Source organism: Acinetobacter sp. UBA801 (assembly GCA_002296655.1).
Classification (GTDB): Bacteria; Pseudomonadota; Gammaproteobacteria; order Pseudomonadales; family Moraxellaceae; genus Acinetobacter.
The window spans coordinates 14706-36678 of the sequence record DBIN01000035.1 but is presented as its reverse complement, the minus strand read 5'-3'; the positions used below and the strand labels follow the sequence as shown (position 1 = coordinate 36678).

The 21973-nt window shown below is 39.2% G+C and carries 24 protein-coding genes and 1 pseudogene; 7 read left to right on the top strand and 18 right to left on the bottom strand.

Annotation, left to right across the window (positions count from 1 at the left end; genetic code table 11):
* Positions 1 to 228: 228 nt before the first annotated feature.
* Positions 229 to 395, bottom strand: a pseudogene (locus tag B2W49_RS07130) (S-(hydroxymethyl)glutathione dehydrogenase); the annotation flags it as partial.
* 214 nt (positions 396 to 609) lie between these two features.
* Between B2W49_RS07130 and B2W49_RS07125 the strand changes: the two are divergent.
* A complete protein-coding gene (locus tag B2W49_RS07125; RefSeq protein ID WP_414630586.1) occupies positions 610 to 2133 on the top strand; it encodes a phospholipase D family protein in 1524 nt (507 codons plus the stop codon).
* Positions 2134 to 2196: 63 nt separating this feature from the next.
* On the opposite strand, the gene B2W49_RS07120 is transcribed toward B2W49_RS07125, so the two are convergent.
* From B2W49_RS07120 to B2W49_RS07095, 6 genes are all read right to left on the bottom strand, one after another.
* Positions 2197 to 2787 (bottom strand): uracil-DNA glycosylase family protein, encoded by a 591-nt coding sequence (locus B2W49_RS07120; protein ID WP_291337760.1) that lies wholly within the window; start codon positions 2785 to 2787, stop codon positions 2197 to 2199.
* A gap of 398 nt (positions 2788 to 3185) precedes the next feature.
* Positions 3186 to 3896, bottom strand: a complete 711-nt coding sequence (locus B2W49_RS07115) for an SGNH/GDSL hydrolase family protein (RefSeq protein ID WP_291337766.1) — start codon at positions 3894 to 3896, stop codon at positions 3186 to 3188.
* 155 nt (positions 3897 to 4051) lie between these two features.
* Positions 4052 to 4795 carry an SDR family oxidoreductase gene (locus B2W49_RS07110; RefSeq protein ID WP_291337758.1) on the bottom strand — a complete coding sequence of 248 codons (744 nt, stop codon included), beginning with the start codon at positions 4793 to 4795 and terminating at the stop codon, positions 4052 to 4054.
* Positions 4796 to 4805: 10 nt separating this feature from the next.
* Positions 4806 to 5504: a histidine phosphatase family protein gene (locus B2W49_RS07105; RefSeq protein ID WP_291337756.1), complete on the bottom strand. Its 699-nt coding sequence runs from the start codon at positions 5502 to 5504 to the stop codon at positions 4806 to 4808.
* Positions 5501 to 6622 carry a phosphotransferase family protein gene (locus B2W49_RS07100; RefSeq protein WP_291337754.1) on the bottom strand — a complete coding sequence of 374 codons (1122 nt, stop codon included), beginning with the start codon at positions 6620 to 6622 and terminating at the stop codon, positions 5501 to 5503. The genes B2W49_RS07105 and B2W49_RS07100 overlap by 4 nt, the downstream gene beginning before the upstream one ends.
* A gap of 130 nt (positions 6623 to 6752) precedes the next feature.
* Positions 6753 to 7994, bottom strand: a complete 1242-nt coding sequence (locus B2W49_RS07095) for an acyl-CoA dehydrogenase family protein (RefSeq protein ID WP_291337752.1) — start codon at positions 7992 to 7994, stop codon at positions 6753 to 6755.
* Positions 7995 to 8087: 93 nt separating this feature from the next.
* Between B2W49_RS07095 and B2W49_RS07090 the strand changes: the two genes are divergently transcribed.
* Complete coding sequence (locus B2W49_RS07090) at positions 8088 to 9005, top strand: LysR family transcriptional regulator (protein ID WP_291337751.1); 918 nt, start codon at positions 8088 to 8090, stop codon at positions 9003 to 9005.
* A 105-nt stretch (positions 9006 to 9110) separates the two neighbouring features.
* On the opposite strand, the gene B2W49_RS07085 is transcribed toward B2W49_RS07090, so the two are convergent.
* From B2W49_RS07085 to B2W49_RS07070, 4 genes are all read right to left on the bottom strand, one after another.
* Positions 9111 to 9602 (bottom strand): hypothetical protein, encoded by a 492-nt coding sequence (locus tag B2W49_RS07085; protein ID WP_291337749.1) that lies wholly within the window; start codon positions 9600 to 9602, stop codon positions 9111 to 9113.
* A gap of 204 nt (positions 9603 to 9806) precedes the next feature.
* Positions 9807 to 9953: a hypothetical protein gene (locus B2W49_RS07080; protein WP_291337747.1), complete on the bottom strand. Its 147-nt coding sequence runs from the start codon at positions 9951 to 9953 to the stop codon at positions 9807 to 9809.
* A gap of 179 nt (positions 9954 to 10132) precedes the next feature.
* Complete coding sequence (fumC, locus tag B2W49_RS07075) at positions 10133 to 11527, bottom strand: class II fumarate hydratase (protein WP_291337744.1); 1395 nt, start codon at positions 11525 to 11527, stop codon at positions 10133 to 10135.
* A gap of 174 nt (positions 11528 to 11701) precedes the next feature.
* Entirely contained in the window at positions 11702 to 12706 is a 1005-nt protein-coding gene (locus B2W49_RS07070) for an SDR family NAD(P)-dependent oxidoreductase (RefSeq protein ID WP_291337742.1), read from the bottom strand.
* 60 nt (positions 12707 to 12766) lie between these two features.
* Between B2W49_RS07070 and tusD the strand changes: the two genes are divergently transcribed.
* From tusD to B2W49_RS07050, 4 genes are all read left to right on the top strand, one after another.
* Positions 12767 to 13135 carry a sulfurtransferase complex subunit TusD gene (gene tusD / locus B2W49_RS07065; protein WP_291337740.1) on the top strand — a complete coding sequence of 123 codons (369 nt, stop codon included), beginning with the start codon at positions 12767 to 12769 and terminating at the stop codon, positions 13133 to 13135.
* A gap of 43 nt (positions 13136 to 13178) precedes the next feature.
* Entirely contained in the window at positions 13179 to 13529 is a 351-nt protein-coding gene (locus B2W49_RS07060) for a hypothetical protein (RefSeq protein WP_291337737.1), read from the top strand.
* Positions 13530 to 13595: 66 nt separating this feature from the next.
* Positions 13596 to 13880 carry a DsrH/TusB family sulfur metabolism protein gene (locus tag B2W49_RS07055; protein ID WP_291337735.1) on the top strand — a complete coding sequence of 95 codons (285 nt, stop codon included), beginning with the start codon at positions 13596 to 13598 and terminating at the stop codon, positions 13878 to 13880.
* Between the two features lie 58 nt (positions 13881 to 13938).
* Positions 13939 to 14250, top strand: coding sequence for a TusE/DsrC/DsvC family sulfur relay protein (locus tag B2W49_RS07050; RefSeq protein ID WP_026438386.1), 312 nt, complete (start codon positions 13939 to 13941; stop codon positions 14248 to 14250).
* Between the two features lie 30 nt (positions 14251 to 14280).
* On the opposite strand, the gene B2W49_RS07045 is transcribed toward B2W49_RS07050, so the two are convergent.
* The 5 genes from B2W49_RS07045 to B2W49_RS07025 all read right to left on the bottom strand — a co-directional run bounded on the left by B2W49_RS07045 (position 14281) and on the right by B2W49_RS07025 (position 17147).
* The gene (locus tag B2W49_RS07045; RefSeq protein ID WP_291337732.1) at positions 14281 to 14769 is read right to left on the bottom strand and encodes a winged helix-turn-helix transcriptional regulator; all 489 of its coding nucleotides are present in this window, start codon (positions 14767 to 14769) and stop codon (positions 14281 to 14283) included.
* A gap of 190 nt (positions 14770 to 14959) precedes the next feature.
* On the bottom strand, positions 14960 to 15418 hold the full coding sequence (locus tag B2W49_RS07040) for a hypothetical protein (RefSeq protein ID WP_291337731.1): 459 nt from the start codon (positions 15416 to 15418) through the stop codon (positions 14960 to 14962).
* Positions 15408 to 15785: an immunity protein Imm33 domain-containing protein gene (locus B2W49_RS07035; protein WP_291337729.1), complete on the bottom strand. Its 378-nt coding sequence runs from the start codon at positions 15783 to 15785 to the stop codon at positions 15408 to 15410. The genes B2W49_RS07040 and B2W49_RS07035 overlap by 11 nt, the downstream gene beginning before the upstream one ends.
* Before the next feature lie 141 nt (positions 15786 to 15926).
* On the bottom strand, positions 15927 to 16814 hold the full coding sequence (locus tag B2W49_RS07030; RefSeq protein WP_291337727.1) for a DMT family transporter: 888 nt from the start codon (positions 16812 to 16814) through the stop codon (positions 15927 to 15929).
* A gap of 183 nt (positions 16815 to 16997) precedes the next feature.
* On the bottom strand, positions 16998 to 17147 hold the full coding sequence (locus B2W49_RS07025; RefSeq protein WP_019837564.1) for a hypothetical protein: 150 nt from the start codon (positions 17145 to 17147) through the stop codon (positions 16998 to 17000).
* Between the two features lie 208 nt (positions 17148 to 17355).
* On the opposite strand from B2W49_RS07025, the gene B2W49_RS07020 reads away from it, so the two are divergent.
* Positions 17356 to 18819: a PLP-dependent aminotransferase family protein gene (locus tag B2W49_RS07020; protein WP_291337722.1), complete on the top strand. Its 1464-nt coding sequence runs from the start codon at positions 17356 to 17358 to the stop codon at positions 18817 to 18819.
* A gap of 37 nt (positions 18820 to 18856) precedes the next feature.
* On the opposite strand, the gene B2W49_RS07015 is transcribed toward B2W49_RS07020, so the two are convergent.
* Positions 18857 to 20206, bottom strand: coding sequence for a DcaP family trimeric outer membrane transporter (locus B2W49_RS07015; RefSeq protein ID WP_291337719.1), 1350 nt, complete (start codon positions 20204 to 20206; stop codon positions 18857 to 18859).
* A 108-nt stretch (positions 20207 to 20314) separates the two neighbouring features.
* Entirely contained in the window at positions 20315 to 21688 is a 1374-nt protein-coding gene (locus tag B2W49_RS07010) for an MFS transporter (protein WP_291337717.1), read from the bottom strand.
* Positions 21689 to 21973 lie beyond the last annotated feature (285 nt).

Here is a 21973-nt window from a genome sequence, read left to right as displayed (position 1 = left end):
TGGCAGAAGAAATTATTTAGACCAATCATCAAAGACTTCATTGATGACTTTATTCTCGATAAAAATCATCTGCTACCACAGAGAAACTATAAATGATAGTGCGTAAGTCCTAGTATTTATCAAAAAATAAGCAAAATTTATCTACGGTCTTTAGCAAATCTGAGATTAAAAAAAAACCAAGCAGAAGCTTGGTTTTTGTTGTGTCTTTATTTAAGCGTACTACTCATGACTGGTCACAGCTTCACCAACTTCCACCATAATACCTGCACCCAAGAACTGCAGGAACAATCCCCTTCAGGGTTTTCACCCGATAAGATAAATGCATCGGTATAGCATAGCCCTATGTGGGTAATTTTGACCAAGACTACTTCAGCGTACGGTGGTACAACATCTATTTCAACATTTTCAAGCGGCTAACGTAGGCCGAATGCGACGGCTGCGCGTGATTTCATGAGCAAATTATCCCTAAAAAACACATTAATAGAGGTCTAACAATATCCTCTTTATATTCAGAGTTTAAAGCATTAACATGAGGATAATCTCCATGTATAAATACAGAATGACATAAGAATAATCATGAAAATCCAAAGATCTTATTACTGGCTTGGAATGTTCGCTTTTTACGCTATTTTACTGACAGGATGCAGTTTACCGATGAATCAAGCGAGCAAGGATAGCCCTGTTGCACCTTATGTAGATCATTGGCTGAATGGTCAGGAAATTGATGCGCACTTAGCTAAAAATTTAACGGCTTATCTTTCTCTAAATGATGCCTTTAGTAGCATCGCCTCGCGTTTATATTTGATTCAAAAAGCACAGCACCATTTAGATTTACAATATTACATTTGGGAAAATGATTTAATCGGTCAGTTGATGTTGGCTGAACTGCTCAAAGCAGCAGATCGTGGTGTAAAAGTTCGTTTATTAATTGACGATCAGAATGGTACGCAACTTGATCCAACCTTAAAACGGCTTGCTCAGCATCCTAATTTTGAAATAAAAATTTTCAATCCGTACAAATATCGGCATTTTCGTGTGATGGATTATTTGTTTCGTTTTAAACAAATCAACCGCCGTATGCACAATAAACTAATTATTGCCGATGGGGCGATTGCCGTGACAGGTGGGCGTAATATTAGCCGTGAATATTTTGATGCCAGTGAAAATTTTCAATTTACAGATATGGATATTCTATTCTATGGCAGTACTGTTCCCCAAGCTAATGCCGTGTTTTTAGAGTTTTGGAATGACGAACTAAGCTATTCGGTAAAGCAATTATTAGGCACAGGAAACGCGTTGCAATTGCGTGAATTACGTCATCGCTATGAATTAAATGACAAATATAAAGATAAAATTCGTGAACGTGTGGCTAATGCACAAGAAGAAATCAGCATCAAATTAGACCGAAGACCTGTACAGTGGGTACGAGCGTATTTTGTGGCAGATTCGCCAAATAAAATTCGAGGTACAGCACAAGGCGAGCAACTGATTTATAAACAAATGTTAAAGTTAATGGGTGAACCAAAACAACATCTGGAACTGGTTTCTGCCTATTTTGTTCCAACGGAAGATGGGCTAAAAACACTTACTCAACTGGCTGAAAAAGGAATACAGATACGTGTATTGACCAATTCATTTTTAGCCAATGATGTGCCTTTGGTACATGCATTTTATCAGCAGTACCGCGTAGATTTACTTAAATCAGGCATTCGTTTATATGAGTTTAAGCCTTATATTGAGCGAAAAAAACGTACTTGGTATGAAGTTGCAACGGGTAACGTAATTCCCGCAAAAGGCAAAAATGCCTCAAGTTTACATGCCAAATTCTTTGATATAGATGGTATGGTCTTTGTAGGCTCTTTTAACCTTGATCCTCGTTCTGCCTACTTAAATACCGAAGTTGGCTTGGTGTTAGAATCTGAACAATTACAAGATGATGTTTTCAAGTCTTTAGATCGTTATTTGCCACAAATTGCGTATGAACTAAAATTAGATAAAAACGGTCAAATTATTTGGTTAGATCATCAGGCAAATGGCAGTATTCAAACCTATCACCATGATCCTGAAACTACACCATTTCAACGATTTATAATGAAAACAGTGTCATTATTCCCAATTGAATGGATGATGTAATGACATTAGATATGCATGAGTTGATTGAAACATATTTCTTTCCCATAATTACTTCAGTGTTTCTTATAGTAAGCCTATTTCTTTAAATAAGTTAAAATACGCGTCTGCTTTTTTCTCTAAAGCCAACGGATAGGCTCGTGAAGATGAAGGCATCCGATATAAATGCAAATCACGATTGGCAAAATAACAATGAGTCGCCTGCCCAATTTGAGGTTTTTTGGCAGTTTCAGGCATGGATAACATAAGTGTATCTGTTGCCTTGTCGCCCGTGGTTATAATGCTTTGACACAAAGGCATATTGCTTAAAAGTGCGGCAATATCCATTGGTTTTTCAATCTGTAAAAATTTGTCTGATGCATTGCCTTTTAAGCGAATCACCTGCTGTGCCGTATCTGAAATAGCTATACCTGTAGTGTTTAAAAAATCAATAATTTTATGAAGATGAAAACTTTTAGCTTCTACATTTAAAAAGTAGTTTTTATCCTGAAAAAAACATAATCCGAAAATTCGCCACATATCATTTTGATAATTCGGATAATAAAAATCCATTTTCCAGCGGCTTTTAGGTGGTGGAAAACTACCTAGCATTAACAGCTTAGCATTGGTGGGTAAAAAGGGTTTTAGTGGATGGGTTTCTATGACAGAATCAGTCATTTATAAATTAAGCCTTTGCTGCAAAGTGAGTTCATCATCGTTTATATTTTAGCTAAAAAGTGTAATCATCTTGGTTTATTTATTTTGCTGAAAAATCCAATTCACAAAATTTTCACAATATGATTTTTTTGCGCAGAAGTATTTTTATGTGTTACAGCCAAATTTAAACCCAACCCATGCTCTATTTTTTAGTACAGTATCAAAATCGGGTACAACCTCACCAAATAAAATAACGAGCGATATCATGGTTCACATCCTAACTCTGTATCTGTCTATAGCTCGTTGGGGTGTGCTGCGGGCATTAGTGATTTGAATCTGCGTTTAGCAAAATAGCCTACTAAAAATAAATGAATGGAGAACAAAAGTAGTTTTTACATCTTAGGTCACAATAATTCTACCTAAAACCGTTCTAAAATCCTGTCCGCGACTTCTTTGCCCCAAATTTGGTAAATTTCTTTACTTGGGTGAAAACCATCTTTTGCCATTTCTAAATTCATGGATTGATATTTTTGAATATCATATTCAATCCATTGCATATCTTTTTGTTTTGAAACTATTTTTTCTAATTGTAAGTTCATTTGTTTCGCATATTGCCCAAATAGCCAAGACAATGGATTGGGTAATGCAGGAAATAAATGCATCGGTGGAACGCCCGTAGCGATGATTAATTCAGGTTGGAATTTCGCTTGTATAAGTTGATAAAATTGTTGCTGTTGTTTAATCCAAGTCCGTGCTGACATTAAGCGAGTCACATCATTGACACCCACAGAAGTAACCACGACATCATATTTTTGATTTACCATTTTTTGGGTCTTTTGAATGACTTGTGAGGTCGTATCTCCAGACTGTGCTTCTAAACGCCAATGTACTTGATACTGATGTTGCAAAGCAGAAACCACCGCGCCCAATAGTGCATCATTTTGATGTGCCACCCCAACGCCTGCAGCGGCAGAATCACCTAAAATCAATAATGATAGCGTTTGCCCTTGCCCTGTAATTCCGTCACGTGCTCCTTCGGCTTCTGACAATCGAATCGTGTTCTTTTTAACGCGATTTCCCTGAATCAATAAGGCAGGAAATAAAGCAAGGGTTGCTGTTCTAAGCCACATCACAGTTCGCTCTTAAATATAAAAACCGAAAAAAATTTAAAACCTAAATAAAAGTAGATACTTAAATAAAAAATAGCATCTTGTCATTTAAAGTGCTTTCATTCATCATCAGCTTTAAATGTCAGGATGCTATTCAATACTATGATTACTGCGATTTAGCCGAGCTTATTGACCAATTTTAATGGTAAAACTTTCATAGCTAATCCTAGTGGCAACCATGGCCATTTGGGTACATAGGCTTTAATTGGAGCTTTTTCAATTTCTGCTGCAAGTAAGCGAGAACCTGTTTTTTCATCAACTTCAAAAGGCAGTTTTTTGGCACCTTCGTTGATTTCTGTGCGAATATAACCTGGAAAAATAGTCGTAACTTGAATAGGTGTATCAATTAATTCTGCACGAATCCCTTCTGCCAAATGTGCCACCGCAGCTTTACTTGCGCCGTAAGCAGTAAGATGTTTTGGCATCCCACGAATAGCGCTCATGGATGAAATCATCACCAAATGCCCTGAGTTTTGCTCACGGAAAATTTCAACCGCTGCTTCACACTGCGCCAAAGCTGAAATAAAGTTGGTTTCAACTGTGGCTTTATTGATGGCAAAATTACCTTTACCAATGCGGCGCCCTTCGCCCACACCTGCATTGACAATAATACGGTCAATCTGTCCAAAATCTAGTTTAAATTCACGAAACACCAAAAACACCTGATCATAATTGGTGACATCTAGCGTTTTTGCAATGACACGAATACCAAACTGGCTTTCCAGTTCTTGTTTCAGTGTTTCTAAACGCTCTAAACGTCGGGCGCAAATTGCAAGGTTATAACCCATTTGAGCAAATTCACGTGCCATACCCGCACCAATACCCGAACTTGCACCTGTAATTAGAATTGTTTTTGTCATGGTTTGATCCTTAAATCCAAGTCAATAAATTTGAGTTTTCAGCTTTAATAAAATGATGTTCATTCAAGCTTAACAATTGCGGTTCACTGCCGACCAAACGTAAAGTGGTGATACTTGAGTTGGTAATTGCCCAGTTCAATGCAAAGGTTTTATTAGGCGTTAAGCCTAAAATTTTACCTGCAGCCACAGAAATCACACCACCAGAAGTAAATACCACAGCATATCGTGGTTGTTTTTGGGCTAAATCATCGCATAAATGCTGCAATGCATCTTCGACACGCTGTTTAAAATGCGGCCAAGATTCTTCATATTCGTGGTGATATTCACCGCCTGTCCAGCGTTCTATCGCACCTTCAAAGATTTTTGCCAAATATGCACGAGGATTAACCTCTTTGGCGACATCTTCTTTCATCAATTCAGGTTGATTAAAACGCGGTTCATACTGCGCGAAAACCTGTTGATGATTAAACTCATTCCATGCACTGTCGGTATGAATTTCGACCTCAGGAAAACATTCTGCCAAAGCCAGTTGAGCAGTTTGCTGATGACGCTGCATTGAACCAGCTACTGCATGAGGTGCTTCTTTTAAAATACGATCAAAATAACGGCCGAGCAATTTGGCTTGTAATTCACCATTGGGCGAAAGTTGGTCATAACTTTCAGCCCCAAAAGATGCTTGCCCATGACGAATTAAATAAATAGTGGTCATTTCGGCATGAGTTCCTTAAATTTAGCGATGTATTTTTGCGCCAGTTCATTTGCTTCTAATTTTTGCAAGCCAATTAACTTTAAGGCACGCATATGCAAAGCATGAATGACAATCCAAAAATCCTTAAATGCAGGATTATTGGTTTGTTTATGGAAATAACGATAGTAAATTTGCTGGGCGATCACCGCTAAACGGAAAATTCCAAATACTTCATAGAATGTACAATTATCAGTGTTCAAGCCTGTTTTTTGTAAATAATAATCTACTACTTGCTGACGTGTGAACATGCCTTTTAAATGCGTCGGTTGACGACGAGTCGCTTTAAAAATTTGGTTATCGGTATCTTCAACCCAATATGCCAAAGCTGAGCCTAAATCCATGAGTGGATCGCCCAGTGTTGCCATTTCCCAATCCAAAACGCCAATCACTTGAGTCGGATGTTTCGGGTCCAAAATCACATTATCAAAACGCCAATCATTATGAATAATGCAGGTTTTAGAATCTGCAGGAATATGGTCTAACAACCATTTACGCACGTATTTAAAAGATGGAACGTTAATGGTATGCGCTTTAGCATAGCGTGCATCCCAACCTTCTACCTGACGTCGGCAATAGCCATCACCCTTGCCTAATTTTTCCAGCTCAGTTCCTACATAAGGCACTTGATGCAGTTCAATGAGTTTATCAATAACATTCACACAAAGTTCATGCACTTGGGCTTCGCTAAAATTAAGCTCAGGTGGTAATTTTGCACGAGGGATAATGCCTTCAATACGTTTCATCACGTAAAAATCACAGCCAATTACAGCTTCATCCTGACACAGCGCTACCATTTCAGGTAATACAGGATAAAACGGGGCTAAGTTCTTTTGCACATGATATTCACGTGCCATGTCGTGTGCAGATTTAGCTTTAGTACCTTTAGGCGGACGACGTAAAATTAAATCAGCATTGCTGTACTTGAGGCGATATGTCCAGTTCGATGCACCGCCTGAATATTGTGTGACTTGTACAGGTTCAACGACATCCACATTTTGTTGTTTTAACCATGCTGTCACTGCCTGAATATCGAGTTCTTCGCCTTCACGTACTGTGCCGCCTACATCAATAACTGACATTATTTTTCCCTAATTTTCCATTTTTTTTAATCTAGCATAGTTTTCTGTGTTCTCTTAAGGTGTATTGGCAATATCAAAAATATTGCCCAATACCCACGATCAAGTGACACAATAAAACTTCGCAACTCACTTAATTTTTACGACTGCTACGATAACCACGTTTTGCCAACTCAAGTTTAGCAATCATGCCTTTGTGTACTTCATCTGGCCCATCGGCAAGGCGTAAACTACGGGCTTGAGCAAAGAAAGCGGTCAACGGTGTATCTCTAGACACGCCTGCCCCACCATGAATCTGCATCGCCATATCAACTACTTTTTCCAAGACACTTGGTGCAACCACTTTAATGGCAGAAATTTCGGTAAGTGCTGCCATATTGCCTAAAGTATCCATTTTATAGGCTGCATAGAGAGTTAATAAACGTGCTTGGTCAATCGCCACACGTGCTTCCGCTACACGCTCCAAATTACCACCAAGTTTTAAAATTTCCTTACCAAATGCGGTACGGCTCATGCCGCGATCGATCATCAATTCTAAAGATTTTTCGGCTGCACCAATACAACGCATACAATGGTGAATACGCCCCGGACCTAAACGACCTTGTGCAATTTCAAAACCTTGTCCTGCACCGCCAATAAAGTTGGCAACAGGCACACGCACGTTATCAAAACTGACTTCGCCATGACCGTGTGGGGCGTCGTAATCACCAAATACAGGTAACATGCGTTGAATTTTAACGCCCGCAGTATCCACAGGGACTAAAACCATAGAGTGTTGATGATGACGGTCTTTGGTTTCATCGGGTGTATGCGCCATAAAAATAATAATTTTGGCATTTGGATCGCCTAAACCTGAAGACCACCATTTACGACCATTCAAGACAATTTCATCGCCGTCTACGACTGCTGTTGCCTGCATATTGGTCGCATCACTTGAAGCCACTGTAGGTTCAGTCATACAAAACACAGAACGAATTTTACCTTCAAGCAGCGGTGTCAGCCATTCTGCCTTTTGTGCTTCAGAACCATAGCGCCATAAAACTTCCATGTTGCCGCTGTCGGGTGCATTACAGTTGAAAACCGTTGGCGCAATTAAACTGCGACCACTGAGTTCTGCTATGTGTGCATATTCTTGTACCGACAAGCCCTGTCCCAATTTTGGACATGGTAAAAACATATTCCACAAGCCAGCAGCTTTGGCTTTGGCTTTTAGTTGTTCTAATTGTGATGGCCATTGCCATTTGGTCCAATCCCCCCCCTGATTTAGCTCATGGACTTCTGCCCAAAATTCAGCTTCAATTGGCTCAATTTCTTGGGCAATAAAGGCTTTGGTACGTTCTATATAGTCTTTGGCGCGTGCAGATAGCTCAAACATGGTTCAAATCCCTTAAAATATTGTATTCATTGCTTTACAACACCTTAACTTGAAAACTAATATGAACAAAATGATTTAATTCAATAAAACACTATGAATCATATTCATAATAATGCGAAAGTTGATCTTGCTGCTTTTCATCGCTTAGACATTAATTTATACCCGATGTTTGTTGCAATTTATGAGCAGCGCAGTATTTCCAAAGCAGCACAAATTTTGTGTATCAGCCAATCTGCTGCCAGTCATGCCTTGCAACGTTTAAGACAGCATTTACAGGATGATTTACTGGTGCGTAATGGCAATAAAATGTTGCCTACTCCTTTTGCCGAACAAATTTATCCCACCATAAAAAATGCCTTGTTGGCCATTCAAAGTATTGCGGTACAAAAACAGCAGTTTGAACCCAATATGCTGCAATCACTTAAAATTGCTGTGCATGATGAAATTGAACCGATTATTTTCCCTAAATTGGTGGCGCATTTTCAAAACCTGAACCTAGATATTCAGTTCTTTAGCCACAAATTAGAGCGTAAAACAGTTTTGGCAGATTTGGCTGCCCAGCAAATTGATTTTGTCATTGATTTAGAACAAAACTTTGGCGATAAAATCCAATATCAATCTTTGGTACAAGATCAATTTGTAGTGTGTAGCCAATTAAATGAAATGACGACGGAACTGTATTTATCGTCTGCGCACATTGGGGTTTCATCGCGCCGTACAGGTATGTTGCTTGAAGATATTTATTTGCATCAAAAACAATTATCACGACAGGTTTTTTTACGTTGTCAGCACTATTCTACGGCGTTACAGATTTTACAGCTGCATCCTCAAGCCATACTAACTATTCCTAAAATGATTTTAAAGCATTTGAATATGAGCCAAAAATTGAATATTTTTGATGTGCCTGTAGACTTGCCTGTAATTAATATGGGGATGTATTGGCATAAAGATTTACAGGAAAATTCAAGGCATTATTTCTTAAGAGAGGAAATTTCTAAAATTTTTGCTTAGGCTATTTTGGGTTAATCTTAAATTCGCAAGTGGATGCTAATCGTCTTGTATGATTCTATAAAAAAATAAAAGCTGCCGAAGCAGCTTTTTAATATGGGTTTGTTATTAAAACTTTGCTTCTACTACTTTTGTAGATACTTTGCCTTTCCATAAATCGCGCAAAATTGGCAAATAGAATTTCTCACCTACCTCTACCAATTCAGCATCAATTAAAGCATGTGTTTCATGCATAAATAAGTAATCTAGCTCTACAGTTTGTAATTGTTGCTGTGCTTTGGCGAAGTCTTTACGTTTTTGTTGGGCTTGTTTCACTAACTGATCTGCAAATGTCTTGCCCTTGAACTGACTGAGCGCATTTAAACGTAATTCAATCACACCCCACCCACTGAGCAGTAATTTAAACAATTCTAAATCTGCAGTGGTCGATTCCCACGTCATTTCTTCAAGATTTTCATTTTCAGGCAATACAGGCAGTAAAAGCTCCATCACACTCGGGAAAATCTTTTTAAAATTCAAGATGAATTTAACAGGCTGCTCACCAGGGTAATCTTTAAATTGCACGTGTTGCTGAACATCTGTTAAATATATTGAGAGCATTGAATAAAACCTTAAATTCTAAAAATTGTTATTTACGGCGTAATAAGCAAACACCTAAACAACAAGGGAGATGCATTTTATCAATAATCATAATTTATTCAATGCTGTGTGTTGTTGCTTGTACTTCAGCTAAAGCCCCACAAATAAGACAGCCGCCAAATTGCGACTATCTTACGATTTGGTTTTAAACTCAGACCAAACTACTTACTTTTGCTCCCTAAGCGGATGGTCTGGTTCTGTATTTGGCTTTTTTTGTGGCTCGGTATTTTTATAAAGATCGTGCTTACCTTTATCCTGATTGGATTCTTTTTGAGGGTTAGATTCTTGATTAGATGAATTGTTATTGCTCATATTAATTTCCTTATTTCACGATATCTATTTATAAATAAAATGAATTTGACTTAACATCAATAATGTTCGGGTTACTCCTTACTAATCTGCAACAGTTTCGCTGATTTTTATAAACAAAGTCTGTGTTTATCTCGCATCATAAGCAGACAAACACAGACCTTTAACTATGCTTAAACTGACTATTTAGTGTTTGGCGCAATCATCTGTTCTGGACGTACCACTTCATCAAACTGCTCTGCTGTGACCAAATTCAGCTCTACTGCAACTTGCTTTAAGGTTTTATTTTCCTTATAAGCCGTTTTAGCTACCTTCGCTGCATTCTCATAACCAATTACAGGATTCAAAGCAGTGACTAACATGAGTGAATCATGCAAAAAGTGATCTATTTTTTCACGGTTTGCTTGAATGCCAACGGCGCAATGTTCATTAAAGCTATTGCAAGCATCACCTAAGAGTTGAATAGATTGCAATAAGTTATATGCGATCACTGGCATAAATACATTTAGCTCAAAATTGCCCGATGCACCTGCCACGTTAATTGTGGTGTCATTACCCAACACTTGTGCAACTACCATGGTCATTGCTTCGCTTTGTGTTGGATTAACCTTGCCCGGCATAATACTTGAACCAGGTTCATTTTCAGGAATTCTCAATTCACCCAAACCACAACGTGGGCCGCTGGCTAACCAACGAATATCATTGGCAATTTTATTTAAACTCACCGCCAAAGTTTTTAATGCGCCCGAAGCGAATACTGCAGCATCACGCCCCGCCAAAGCCTCAAACTTATTGGGTGCAGTCACAAAAGCTAAGCCTGTAAGCTGTGCCAATTGCTCCGCTGCCTGTACCGCATAATCAGGATGTGCATTTAAGCCTGTACCGACTGCTGTACCGCCAAGCGGCAATTCATACAAGCCTGTTAAAGCCTGTTCCAAACGTTTTAAACCATGCTCTAGCTGCGATACATAACCGCTAAATTCCTGCCCTAAAGTTAATGGTGTCGCATCTTGCAAATGTGTACGTCCAATTTTGACAATTTCAGAAAACTCTTCGCTTTTGGCATGCAACGTATCACGCAAACCCTTTACTGCAGGAATAAGCAGTTCATTAATTTGCAAACTCGCTGCAACATGAATTGCTGTTGGAAAAGAATCATTGGTCGATTGGGCACGGTTGACATGATCATTCGGATGTACAGGCTTTTGTGCACCTAACGGATGACCTAGTTTCTGATTGGCAATATTGGCAATCACTTCATTACAGTTCATGTTACTTTGCGTCCCAGAACCGGTTTGCCACACCACCAGAGGAAATTGACTATCCCACTGCCCTGCAATGACCTCATCTGCCGCACCAACAATGTACTGCGCCAGTTCTTGAGGGATTTGCCCTAAGTTAGCATTAGTGATTGCCGCAGCTTTTTTAACTAAGCCCATCGCGCGAATCATGGCGCGTGGTAAACGCTCATTACCAATTTTAAAATTTTGTAAGCTGCGCTGAGTTTGCGCGCCCCAAAGTGCATTATTCGGAACTTCAACTTCACCCATAGTGTCATGTTCAATACGTGTTTGCATGTTCAGCCTTATTCCTTCGTGATTTCGTTATGATGTCATGTATTCTCATATTGATCTTATAAAAACCAGACAATCAAGTAAATGATAATTATTATCAATAATTCCGTTACGTTGTATTTGTTTCAGCTATAAGGCTTCGTGAATAGACTTTCAACGAGTTGTATCGCGCTAGTTTTAATGCTTGAGCGTATTTTGATAAAAACGCCATTCATCCTCTAGCATTTTTCCCAAAATACGTTTTGGCTGCCAGTGTAAATACTGTTGTGCCTTATCTACGACTGCACCTAATTGATCCAACTCAGGATATTCATAATGAATTGCAGGAACTGTAGCAATTTCCGCATCGGTGACTTCAGTGATACGTGAAAGTAACTGCTGAATTGACACCACTTCTCCTGCAATATTAAAGGCTTCACAGCTATGTGTTTGTTCGAATAACCAATGCAGGCTTGCGATCACAGCCTCACAGACATCTAGTACATGCACAAAGCTGCGTTCTGCGGTTTGATCTGCAGTATTGGCTTGCTGACGTAATTCAATTGCTTCACGCTGTTGTACTGCAACTTGCATCGCCAAAGGAATAATATTTTTAGGTAATGGTGCAACGACTTCGCCTAAAATGCCGTGTTCAAACGCCCCTGCAATATTACTCAAGCGTAAAATGGCAATATTCCATTCGTGATCAGTTCTGAAAGTATCGCGGATGATTTCTTCGACCATCTGTTGAGATTTTACATATGGATTAGGATAAGTGTAATTAAAGCTCTGGCTTTCTTCTAGATTCAATCCAGACTTTCCATAGACCGCTATACTTGAAAGATGCACCAAACGACGCACACCTGTACGTTGCATAGAACGTAATAAACTCATAATACAACTGATGTTATCGTTATAATATTCGAGCGGTTTGAGCACTGACTCTTCTAAAGATTTAAACCCTGCACAATGCACCACTGCAGTAATCGAATATTGCTCAAAGACTTTGTTCAGCGCAGGCGTATTTCTTACATCCAGTTTGGCAAAAGGCACATAACGCCCTGTAATATATTCAAGTCGCTCTAAGGTCTGCATACTTGAATTGGATAAATTATCTACAATAATGACCTCTTGCCCTTGAGCCATTAGGCTTAATGCAATGTGTGAGCCTATAAAGCCTAAACCACCAGTCACTAAAATCATTTATACTACCTTTTTTACAAAGTCTAAATGCGCCTTGGCACATTGCATTAGTGAATTTTGATGAGCACCTTATTATTAATAACCTCCGCACCAACATCTATTCATGCATGGCATGCACTAGGTCTTGCTCAAGCCTTACAACAGAAAAGTGAAGCTTTTCGTGTGTTTTTTTATCAAGATGGCGTTGCTGTAGCGAATGAGTTGCAATGGGTACCAGATGATCAACGCAACCTCAAAACAGAATGGCAAAAATTGTCTATTCGTTTACCCGTATGTGTAAGTGCAGCACTGGCACGAGGTATTAGCGATGCGGACAATGCCAAACGCCATCAACTGAGCCAACACAATTTAGCCGCAGGCTTTGAATTAGTTGGCTTAGGCGAACTGGCTGATGCAGTGCAAAGCACAGAACGCCTGATTCAATTTTAAGCAATTCATTTTGTAAATCTGTTGCATTTAAAAGGTAAATTGTGTGAAAACTGTACTCGTGGTTTTACGTCAGGCCAATTTAAATAGCTTACAAGTGCATGAAAGCTTGTCTGCAACAATGGTACTGGCAACTTTTGGTTGTGAAGTCAAAGTGTTATTACAAGATGCGGCATTAAGCCTATTACAATCGGAACTGGCTTTTGATTCACTTAAACATGCCTTTAAAGTGGCATCCAACTTGGTCGATAGCTTTGAGTTTTACGACCTCAGCCCAATTTTGATTGAACATAAACATGTCAACTCGCCGTTTATCAAAAATACGGTACATGAAATTGAATGGGTGGAACTGAATCGGGAGCTGATTCAAACCTTTGATCGGGTTTTATATTGGTAAGCTGATCGCTGGTTTAACAGTTTAATTGATCATTTGACCATCTCTAAAACATTTAAAGAGAAAAGCATGACTGACGCAAATTTATATTTAATCCAAGCGAGCTTTGATAGCACCGCGACAATTTTAGCTGAGCTAAATGCCCTGTACGCTCCGCAAGATAGCGTTGTACTGATGGGGGATGCTGTATTGCATCAACACCATCCACTCTGTGCACAGCTAGACAAAATATATGTACTGGACAATGATGCAGAAATATTCAATGGTCATTTGGCAAAAAACGTACATCCGATTAATTATGCAACTTTTGCAACACTGTGTTTAGCACATCAGCGCTGTATCAGCTTAAAATAGCAAACCATGATGATATGAAACCAATGCAAAGCATTTTTAAGGGTGAATGAAACAAGAGATGACACTAGAATTAGATCAAGATGGACATTTGCTGGATTACACTGTCTGGAATGAACAAGTGGCACAAGAACTGGCGCAAAGTTTAGAACTCGAACTCACGGCTTGGCATTTTGAAGTTTTGCACGCTGTACGCCAATTTTATCAGCAATTTGGACACTCACCTGCAACCCGCCCTTTAATTAAATTTTTAATGAAAACTGTAAGCCCAGAAATTAACAATGCTGTTTTGCAGGAAAAATTTAATACAGGTTTAGTGGCGCGTCATTTAAGCCGTTTAGCGGGTATTCCTAAACCAGCGAACTGCTTATGACAAATTGCTGCTGGTTAATACGGTACTGATTTAAGCTTGTTTTAAATTCTGCTGTGCTTGGATGTACTGATAATACACTGAGGTAAAATGTGGCTTCACCTGTTTAGCATGCAGTTCTTCGCCACATTCTGAACATACCACGACAGGCTGAAACGTTTTAGCGCAATTTTTATGGATGTATTTCACAGGCTTACCTAAACCTTGATCCATCCATTTATCTGCCCAATTTGCCATAGATAGCATTAAAGGATAAAGCTCCAAGCCTTTTTCAGTCAATATATATTCAAAACGTTCTTGACGATCTACATAAGGTACTTTGACTAAAATTTCATGTTCCACCAGACGCTTTAAACGATCCGACAATACATGCCGCGTGACGCCCAAATGTTGTTGAAAATCATCAAAGCGACGCATGCCCATAAAGGCATTACGAATAATCAGCATCGTCCAACGATCACCAATCACAGACAAAGTTCGTGCAATCGAACAAGGCTGCTCGCCAATATCATCCCATTTCATCTATGTCGCCTATCCTGCAGTTCACTACCTTCAAATTAAAAGATTCTACAGGCTTTGCAAAGTCAGTTTTGCATGAAAATGAATAAAAAATGAAGTATGACTTCACAATCCGCTTAAAAGGAATCCCAATTTTTTGGGTTTTATATGCCTGTATCTTCAGATTTACTATTTACTTATCAGGCAGATCACACTATTTAGATGTAGAACCTGCACAAAAAACTTGTTCGGTCATCCCTGAAGCCGTAAAACTGTTGTGCTGCTGTGCTAAATAACGCTTTGCCACCATTAACATCACAGGTGCAGGATACAAACTTGGATTGTGTTCGGAAATTTCAGCAATATTTTTATAGGCGTGATAGCGTGCGCAAAAGGCCTGTTTTTGTTGTTGTGCTGTTGCTGAGCTAGCAGGATCATCCAATACTGTTTTGCTGTCATTCACAATTTGCGTGTATTGATTTAATAAGTCTTGATATTGCGTTTGAGTCAATCCATTGACTGCGTGTTGGATTGTAATAGGTGTAGATGATGCTTCAAGTGTCAACTGCTGTGCTTGAATACCTTGTGCCATTACGCTCAGACCTTGCAGTCCAAGCATCATGCACACCGATATTTTTGCCATGCTTGGCATACGCATAAGCTTAAGACGCATCGCCTTCTTTCCAGACATCTTCGTAGTCATCTGCATCAATCATAAAGCGGTAACCTTGCTCTAAAGCTAAGTATGGAAGCACATCGGGCAAAATATCTTGCAGCTCACGCACAGGCATGGTTTCAAAGTTCACTTCATCTTCACCCAATTCACCGCCATAAATATACCATGCGACTTTTTCTTCACCTTCTGGCGCTTTACGCAACCCCACAATTGGGTCTTTATTTAAGGTTTGGACTGCAACTGCGATAACATCATCGCCACTCACTGCAATATAGGCTGAACCAAACTCTTCACAGAGCAGTTTTTGTTCTTCGATCAGTTCTGCCAAGGCTGAGTTTTTTTGCTTTTGCTGTGGTTTAGACATGACAATTCTCTAAGATAAGCTGTGAGTATTCTAACGAGATTGTACGGATAGAGAATCTTTATTTTAATATTTCTGAGATTCTCTAATGAAGCGCAACGCATATGACATAAGTTTGAAATTACATAGCTGTGAAATATAACGCTACGCCCAAATGACCAGCATTGCTGCAAGCACGACCAATGCCAATCCCCAATGATCGGTACGGACGAGTTTTTCTTTAAAGAAATAGGCTGAAATAAGTAAGCTGAATAATATTTCAATTTGTCCGAGTGTTTTCACAATCGCTACAGTTTGCATACTCATGGCACTAAACCAACCCAGTGATGCTAAGAAACTGCAGACGCTCACTTTAAAAGTTAATCCCACCCGCTGCCACATGGCATACAAGGTATGTCGTCTAAATATGCCTAAATATGCCAATAAAATACAGCATTGAAAACCAATAACCCAAACCAAAACCCATGCAGCACGGTGAATAAACGGTAAGAATTCGAGTTCTAAACTGGCCTCACGTACTAAAAGTGACGTAACAGCAAAACTGAGTCCGCTGCCGATTCCAATGGCTAAAGTCCTGAATGAAAAATCACTACGTTGGCTGCCTTTACTCAGTAGAAATACCGCAATGCCGCCAATCGCAACGCCTAACCAAGCCAGTGCGCTTAAGTGTTCTTGTAGGAAAATCACGCCCACAATTGCAGCTAAAACTGCTTCACTTTTGGCAAGACCGACACCGACTGCATAATTTTTTTGTTGAAACAGTTTTACCATTAAAGCCGTGGCTAAAATCTGACACACTGCTGCAATGATGATATACAGCCAAAACATCGAACTAAAATGTAGTTCGGCTTGAACAGGCTGTTGCCATTGTAAAATGCTTAAATACGCCAGTGCAAAAGGCAAGGCAAAAATAAAACGTGCCAAAGTCACGCCATAAACATCGACACTTGTGCTGAGTTGTTTTTGAAAGGCGTTGCGCCAAGCCTGCATAAATGCAGCCATTAAAGTAAAGAGTACCCAACTCGAAATCATTACAACCACAAATGCTTTACAAATAAAGCTTTAATTTACGCCTATTTTATTATTTTTGCGATCTTTATTGCTTTTCAGATATACCTTGATGATCGTTTTATCAACAAAAAAGCATTCATCAAAATTCAAATGAATGCTTTCATATCTTGAGCCGATTTAGAGATCCTGTTATTCAAGAGACTGTTATAACTTATCTAAATTTATCACTACAGCTACGCCAATACAAAATAAAGCCACGTACACGGTAAACCAAATAATCATGTGCTTAAATGCTTTGTCTGAAATACTGCTATCGGCATATTTCTGTGGTTTGCGTGAGTTATCTTCTTGCATATCAACTCCAATCTAGCCAGATTTTGGGGAATATACCGATTATGCAAAATTTTAATACATTGCTGTAGATACAAAATATTCATTAAAAACTATAACAGTTTATTTTAGATATATGCCAATCTGTTATAAAGATTAAGTTTATTTAATGCTTTAAATCCAAAAATAGATCAAAATAATTAACAGCTGCAAAAAATGCTTGAGTCGTACCATGTATAAATCTGAACAATTGGCGTTAAACATTAGGCAACTTATTGAAAATGGTGCATGGAAAGCACATAGCAAGTTGCCTTCGTTAAGAGAACAATCACAAATCAGTGGTTATAGCTTAATGACCGTGCTAAATGCTTATCAAGAACTTGAAGCGCAGGGATTGGTATACGCCAAACAAAAGTCAGGCTTTTATGTCGCAGAGCGGCTCAATCAAACTGAGAGACCTGTACCAAGCAGTTTGAGTTTAAATGCACATATCCAAATGAACTCTTTGGTGTTTGGTTATTTAAAATCAATTCAATCTGCAGATGTCAGCCCTTTGGGTTCTGCCTTCCCCAATGCAGAATTGCTGTTTAACCCCAAGTTCATGCAAATTATAGCGCAGCATGCCAAGCGAAAAAGCAGTTATTTGAGCAATGACCATATGCCACCGGGCAATTATGAATTAAGAACTATCCTTGCAAATCGCTACTGTTTGCAAGGCATACCCACCCATGCAAATGATATTGTCATTACATCAGGCGCATTAGATGCGCTCAATTTATCATTACAAGCGTTGACCAAACCCGGAGATTTTATTTTATTACAAGAAACTATTTTCTATGGTGCATGGCAAGCAGCTGAACGTCTTGGTTTACAGGTGATTACCATTCCAGAACACCCTGTTTCGGGTTTCGATTTAGAGTCATTTGAACAAGCCCTAAAACAATACCCGATTAAAGTCTGCTGGTTGATGTTGAATATTCATAACCCCATTGGCTTTAGTGTCAGAGATGAAATTAAGCAACGTATTGCCAGTTTGCTTAAAGAATATCAAGTGTATTTAATTGAGGATGATGTCTATCAAGAATTGTATTACGGGACGCAAAAACCGTTACCCATGAAGTATTTTGACCGACAACAACGCGTACTGCACTGCGCTTCTTTTTCTAAAACTTTGGGTTCTGCTGTGCGCGTTGGTTGGGTTTATGCAGGACAATTTTCCAATGCTATTCAGCATTTACAGCTCATGAGTACGGTTTCGGCAAGCCCATTACTGCAAAATACTTTGGTCGATTTTCTTTCACACCATCATTATGAAAAACATTTGCGTCAATTACGCAAACAACTGGAAAAACATAAAAAAGTGTTTTATCAGCAGTTGAAACAGCGCTTAAACCCAGCCTGCAAAATTCACTACTATTCTAGTGGTTACTTTTTATGGATTGAACTGCCTGCATATATAGATGGTTATACAATTTATGAGCAATTGATTCAAAAAAAGATTGGCATTGCGCCTAGTCAGTTGTTCCGTTCTGAACAGGTCAGCCAGAACTTTATTCGTTTAAACTGCTCTTTTGCTTGGACAGCAGAGATTGAACATGCGGTTACTGTACTTGTACAGGTGATTCAGCAGCACATCACTCAACACATACAAACACAAAATTACTCAGCCAATCACCCGACAATAAAAAAGAGCTGAGTTTTGGCTCAGCTCTTTTTTGGTTTATAGGACAATTTTAGAAGTTATAAATTGCGACTGCATTGATTCGGTTATCTTCACCTGTACGACCACTAATTGGTTGCTTAGTATCTTTATCTAAAGCAGGACCAAATGCTTCACGCTCACCATAAACATATTCAAGACCAAAGCTTAACGGTTTACGAGGGCTATAGAATAGGTTTGCCCAAGCTTGCCATAAGTTTTTATTGATCGTGCTTTTATCTGCTGTAGCTGCAATGTAGTCAGGGTCTTTGTCAAAACTCATATAACCATAACCCAAAGTACCGTGCACTTTGTCACTAAATTTTTGAGTAATACCGACCATGATTGAATCAAACTCGCTTTGAAGAAGACTACCATCTGCCTGAGCAACTACACCTTTGTTTGTAAATGACACAAAGCTGCTATCACCTTTAACATGGTAATAATCTGCTTTAAGGGTTGTACCAGGGACAACTTCATATTTTGCACCTACACCCACGCCCCATGCCATTTCCTCTTCAGAATTAACACGTTTTTCATGTCCCATCGCACGTACGCTGACATTTAAATTATCTGCAAATTGATGATTTAAACGCGCAGTTAATGCAGGTAAACGCTGGCTGATTGAACTGTCTTTAGGCTCTTCAGCTGCAACCACTAAATTGGTTTGTGGGCTAAACTTGGTTGTATAACGTACTTGAGGTGTACGTTTCACCGCACCACCTACAAATGCCAAAGCATCAATGGTTTCTGGCATATAGTCTGGAATCGCAAAGTTTGACCAAGTTTGACCAATTAACCAACTGCCGTAGTTCAAATAAGCATGGCGAATACGTAAGTTATCAAGGTTTGCTCCACCTAAGAAGTCAACTTCAATTTTACCTTTTATGTCTTGCTCACCCACTGGGCTTTTAAAGTCTAAACCTAAACGGGTTGCAGAAAGTGTCGATCTTAAACGATCACTTTGTTCATTATTGCCTTCAAGTGGTACGCCGTTAATTTGGTTATATGGCATGTCTTTAGCACCACCTTCAACCTGATAAGACGCATCTAAACGCACGTTACCATATAGATTAAATTCGGCACCTTTGGCAGTTTTTAACACAGGATTAGCAACTGGCATTGCTGCAGTACGTTGCACATTGGCAATTGCCGTTGCGGTTTGTGCATTTTGCACTTTTTGCTGCTCAATCAAACCACGTAAAGCTTGAACTTCCTGTCTAAGTTGCTCAATTTCCGTTTGCTGTTGGGTCTGCGCCTGAGCTGCAACACTCATACCGCCCATACTCAATGCAATCATGCTCATCATGAGCGTGCGCTGCATTGTTGGTCGAACCGTTGTAGATTGAAAATTAAAAGATTGGGTTAATGTTTTCGCGTTCATCCTAAACTCGCTTGTTATTGTGCCATCAAATTCTAGCAACAGATCACCATCGCTTACGATGGCGATCTATATCATTGATGACGAAAGATTAATTGAAAGGTATAGAAATTATTGGGTTGCTTTTTGTGCAATTGGATTGCTTTCTACCGCAGGCTCTGCAAGGGCTTTGGCATCTACTGAAGCTTTTAAATTCACCATGAAGATCGCTAAAGCAGCAATTACACCTGGAATCGCAATAGCAAAGAAGTTCATTTGGTGCGGTAAATTCATGGTTAACAGTGCACCTGTTAATACTGGCCCAACGATTGCACCGATTCGACCAATACCTGATGCCCAGCCCATACCTGTAGAACGAACAGTAGATGGGTAATATTGTGCGACAAAAGTATAAAGCAAGATTTGTGAACCAATGGTTGCTGCACCTGCAACTGCAATTAAGGTATACAACACAATTTGTGGACTGTTAAAGCCAAGCAGGATTAATGCTGCTGCACCACAGATAAACATAATGGTCACTACTTTTTTGATATGGAAGCGGTCAGCCAATGCACCCCCACCAATCGCACCAATCATGCCGCCAATGTTCAAGGCGAATAAGAAGATCATACTTGCACCAAGTGAGTAACCCGCTTGGATCATTAATTTTGGTAACCAACTGCCCAATGCATACACCATCAACAAGCACATGAAAAATGCGATCCAGAACATGAAAGTGCTGAACATACGGCCTTGCTGAAACAATGCTTTTACAGGTGCTTCATCGCCTTTAGTCACCTCATTCAGTACAAACTCAGTGTCACCATTTAATTGTTGGCTTGGTGAAATTTTTTGAACTATAGTGCGGGTTTGCTCAATTTCTTTCTTGTTGGTCAAATACATGAGTGACTCAGGCAAGAATTTCCAAATGAGCGGTAAAGCTACCAAAGGAATAATCGCGATGTAGAACATGATTTTCCAGCCAAATTGCGGCACTAACCATGCTCCCAATAGTGCAGACGTCATACCGCCAATTGCATAACCACTAAACATGAGCGCAACCAAGGTACTGCGAATACGCTTTGGCGCATATTCAGTCATTAATGCCACCACGTTTGGCATTACACCACCAATACCCAAGCCTGCTAAGAAACGTAAAATACCAAATTCAACAGGGTTAGTTGCAAATGCGCCAAGGAAGGTAAAACCACTAAAAATAGCCACACAGATCATAATGGTTTTTTTTCGGCCCAACTTGTCCGAAAGCGTACCAAAGGTCATGGCACCAAACATCATGCCAAATAATGCTGTACTGGCCAGTAAACCGGCTTGAACCGCACTGAGCGCCCACTCTTGCATAAGTAGTGGTAATGCAACTCCATAAATGACCAAATCGTAACCGTCAAAAATAATGATCATCAAACACCAAAACAAAACGCCCCAATGGAATGGCGTGAACTTGGCCTCGTCAATCAAGGTATTAATATTAATTTTATTGCTTTGCATCTTGCTTCACCTCCTAATTGTGAAGTCCGTTACTCCAACTCAGATGCACACAATGAATAATAAGTTAAAATTTGTCCAAAACTGAATAGGCATGGATACATACCCAAAAAGTCTAAAGCATTACAAAATATTGATTTTAAATAAATAAAAATAATAAGACTAAAAAAAATACTGTGATGTGATGCTTAAAAAAGTTTTTTCATGCAATTCACATAACAGTATTTTGTTGAAAATATCTGTGCTTTTATATAAAAAAATATAGTTGTAAGTATTTGTTTTATATAA

Bases quoted from the DNA above. Each gene is read 5' to 3' on its own strand.
- B2W49_RS07095 (WP_291337752.1), bottom strand. From the start codon at position 7,994: ATGTTTGAGCTATCTGCACGCGCCAAAGACTATATAGAACGTACCAAA.
- B2W49_RS07090 (WP_291337751.1), top strand. From the start codon at position 8,088: ATGAATCATATTCATAATAATGCGAAAGTTGATCTTGCTGCTTTTCAT.
- B2W49_RS07120 (WP_291337760.1), bottom strand. From the start codon at position 2,787: ATGACTGATTCTGTCATAGAAACCCATCCACTAAAACCCTTTTTACCC.
- B2W49_RS07115 (WP_291337766.1), bottom strand. From the start codon at position 3,896: ATGTGGCTTAGAACAGCAACCCTTGCTTTATTTCCTGCCTTATTGATT.
- B2W49_RS07025 (WP_019837564.1), bottom strand. From the start codon at position 17,147: ATGCAAGAAGATAACTCACGCAAACCACAGAAATATGCCGATAGCAGT.
- tusD (WP_291337740.1), top strand. From the start codon at position 12,767: ATGAGCACCTTATTATTAATAACCTCCGCACCAACATCTATTCATGCA.
- B2W49_RS07040 (WP_291337731.1), bottom strand. From the start codon at position 15,418: ATGCGTCTTAAGCTTATGCGTATGCCAAGCATGGCAAAAATATCGGTG.
- B2W49_RS07110 (WP_291337758.1), bottom strand. From the start codon at position 4,795: ATGACAAAAACAATTCTAATTACAGGTGCAAGTTCGGGTATTGGTGCG.
- B2W49_RS07015 (WP_291337719.1), bottom strand. From the start codon at position 20,206: ATGAACGCGAAAACATTAACCCAATCTTTTAATTTTCAATCTACAACG.
- B2W49_RS07010 (WP_291337717.1), bottom strand. From the start codon at position 21,688: ATGCAAAGCAATAAAATTAATATTAATACCTTGATTGACGAGGCCAAG.
- fumC (WP_291337744.1), bottom strand. From the start codon at position 11,527: ATGCAAACACGTATTGAACATGACACTATGGGTGAAGTTGAAGTTCCG.
- B2W49_RS07035 (WP_291337729.1), bottom strand. From the start codon at position 15,785: ATGTCTAAACCACAGCAAAAGCAAAAAAACTCAGCCTTGGCAGAACTG.
- B2W49_RS07045 (WP_291337732.1), bottom strand. From the start codon at position 14,769: ATGAAATGGGATGATATTGGCGAGCAGCCTTGTTCGATTGCACGAACT.
- B2W49_RS07080 (WP_291337747.1), bottom strand. From the start codon at position 9,953: ATGAGCAATAACAATTCATCTAATCAAGAATCTAACCCTCAAAAAGAA.
- B2W49_RS07030 (WP_291337727.1), bottom strand. From the start codon at position 16,814: ATGATTTCGAGTTGGGTACTCTTTACTTTAATGGCTGCATTTATGCAG.
- B2W49_RS07070 (WP_291337742.1), bottom strand. From the start codon at position 12,706: ATGATTTTAGTGACTGGTGGTTTAGGCTTTATAGGCTCACACATTGCA.
- B2W49_RS07055 (WP_291337735.1), top strand. From the start codon at position 13,596: ATGACTGACGCAAATTTATATTTAATCCAAGCGAGCTTTGATAGCACC.
- B2W49_RS07100 (WP_291337754.1), bottom strand. From the start codon at position 6,622: ATGTCAGTTATTGATGTAGGCGGCACAGTACGTGAAGGCGAAGAACTC.
- B2W49_RS07125 (WP_414630586.1), top strand. From the start codon at position 610: ATGTTCGCTTTTTACGCTATTTTACTGACAGGATGCAGTTTACCGATG.
- B2W49_RS07050 (WP_026438386.1), top strand. From the start codon at position 13,939: ATGACACTAGAATTAGATCAAGATGGACATTTGCTGGATTACACTGTC.
- B2W49_RS07020 (WP_291337722.1), top strand. From the start codon at position 17,356: ATGTATAAATCTGAACAATTGGCGTTAAACATTAGGCAACTTATTGAA.
- B2W49_RS07105 (WP_291337756.1), bottom strand. From the start codon at position 5,504: ATGACCACTATTTATTTAATTCGTCATGGGCAAGCATCTTTTGGGGCT.
- B2W49_RS07085 (WP_291337749.1), bottom strand. From the start codon at position 9,602: ATGCTCTCAATATATTTAACAGATGTTCAGCAACACGTGCAATTTAAA.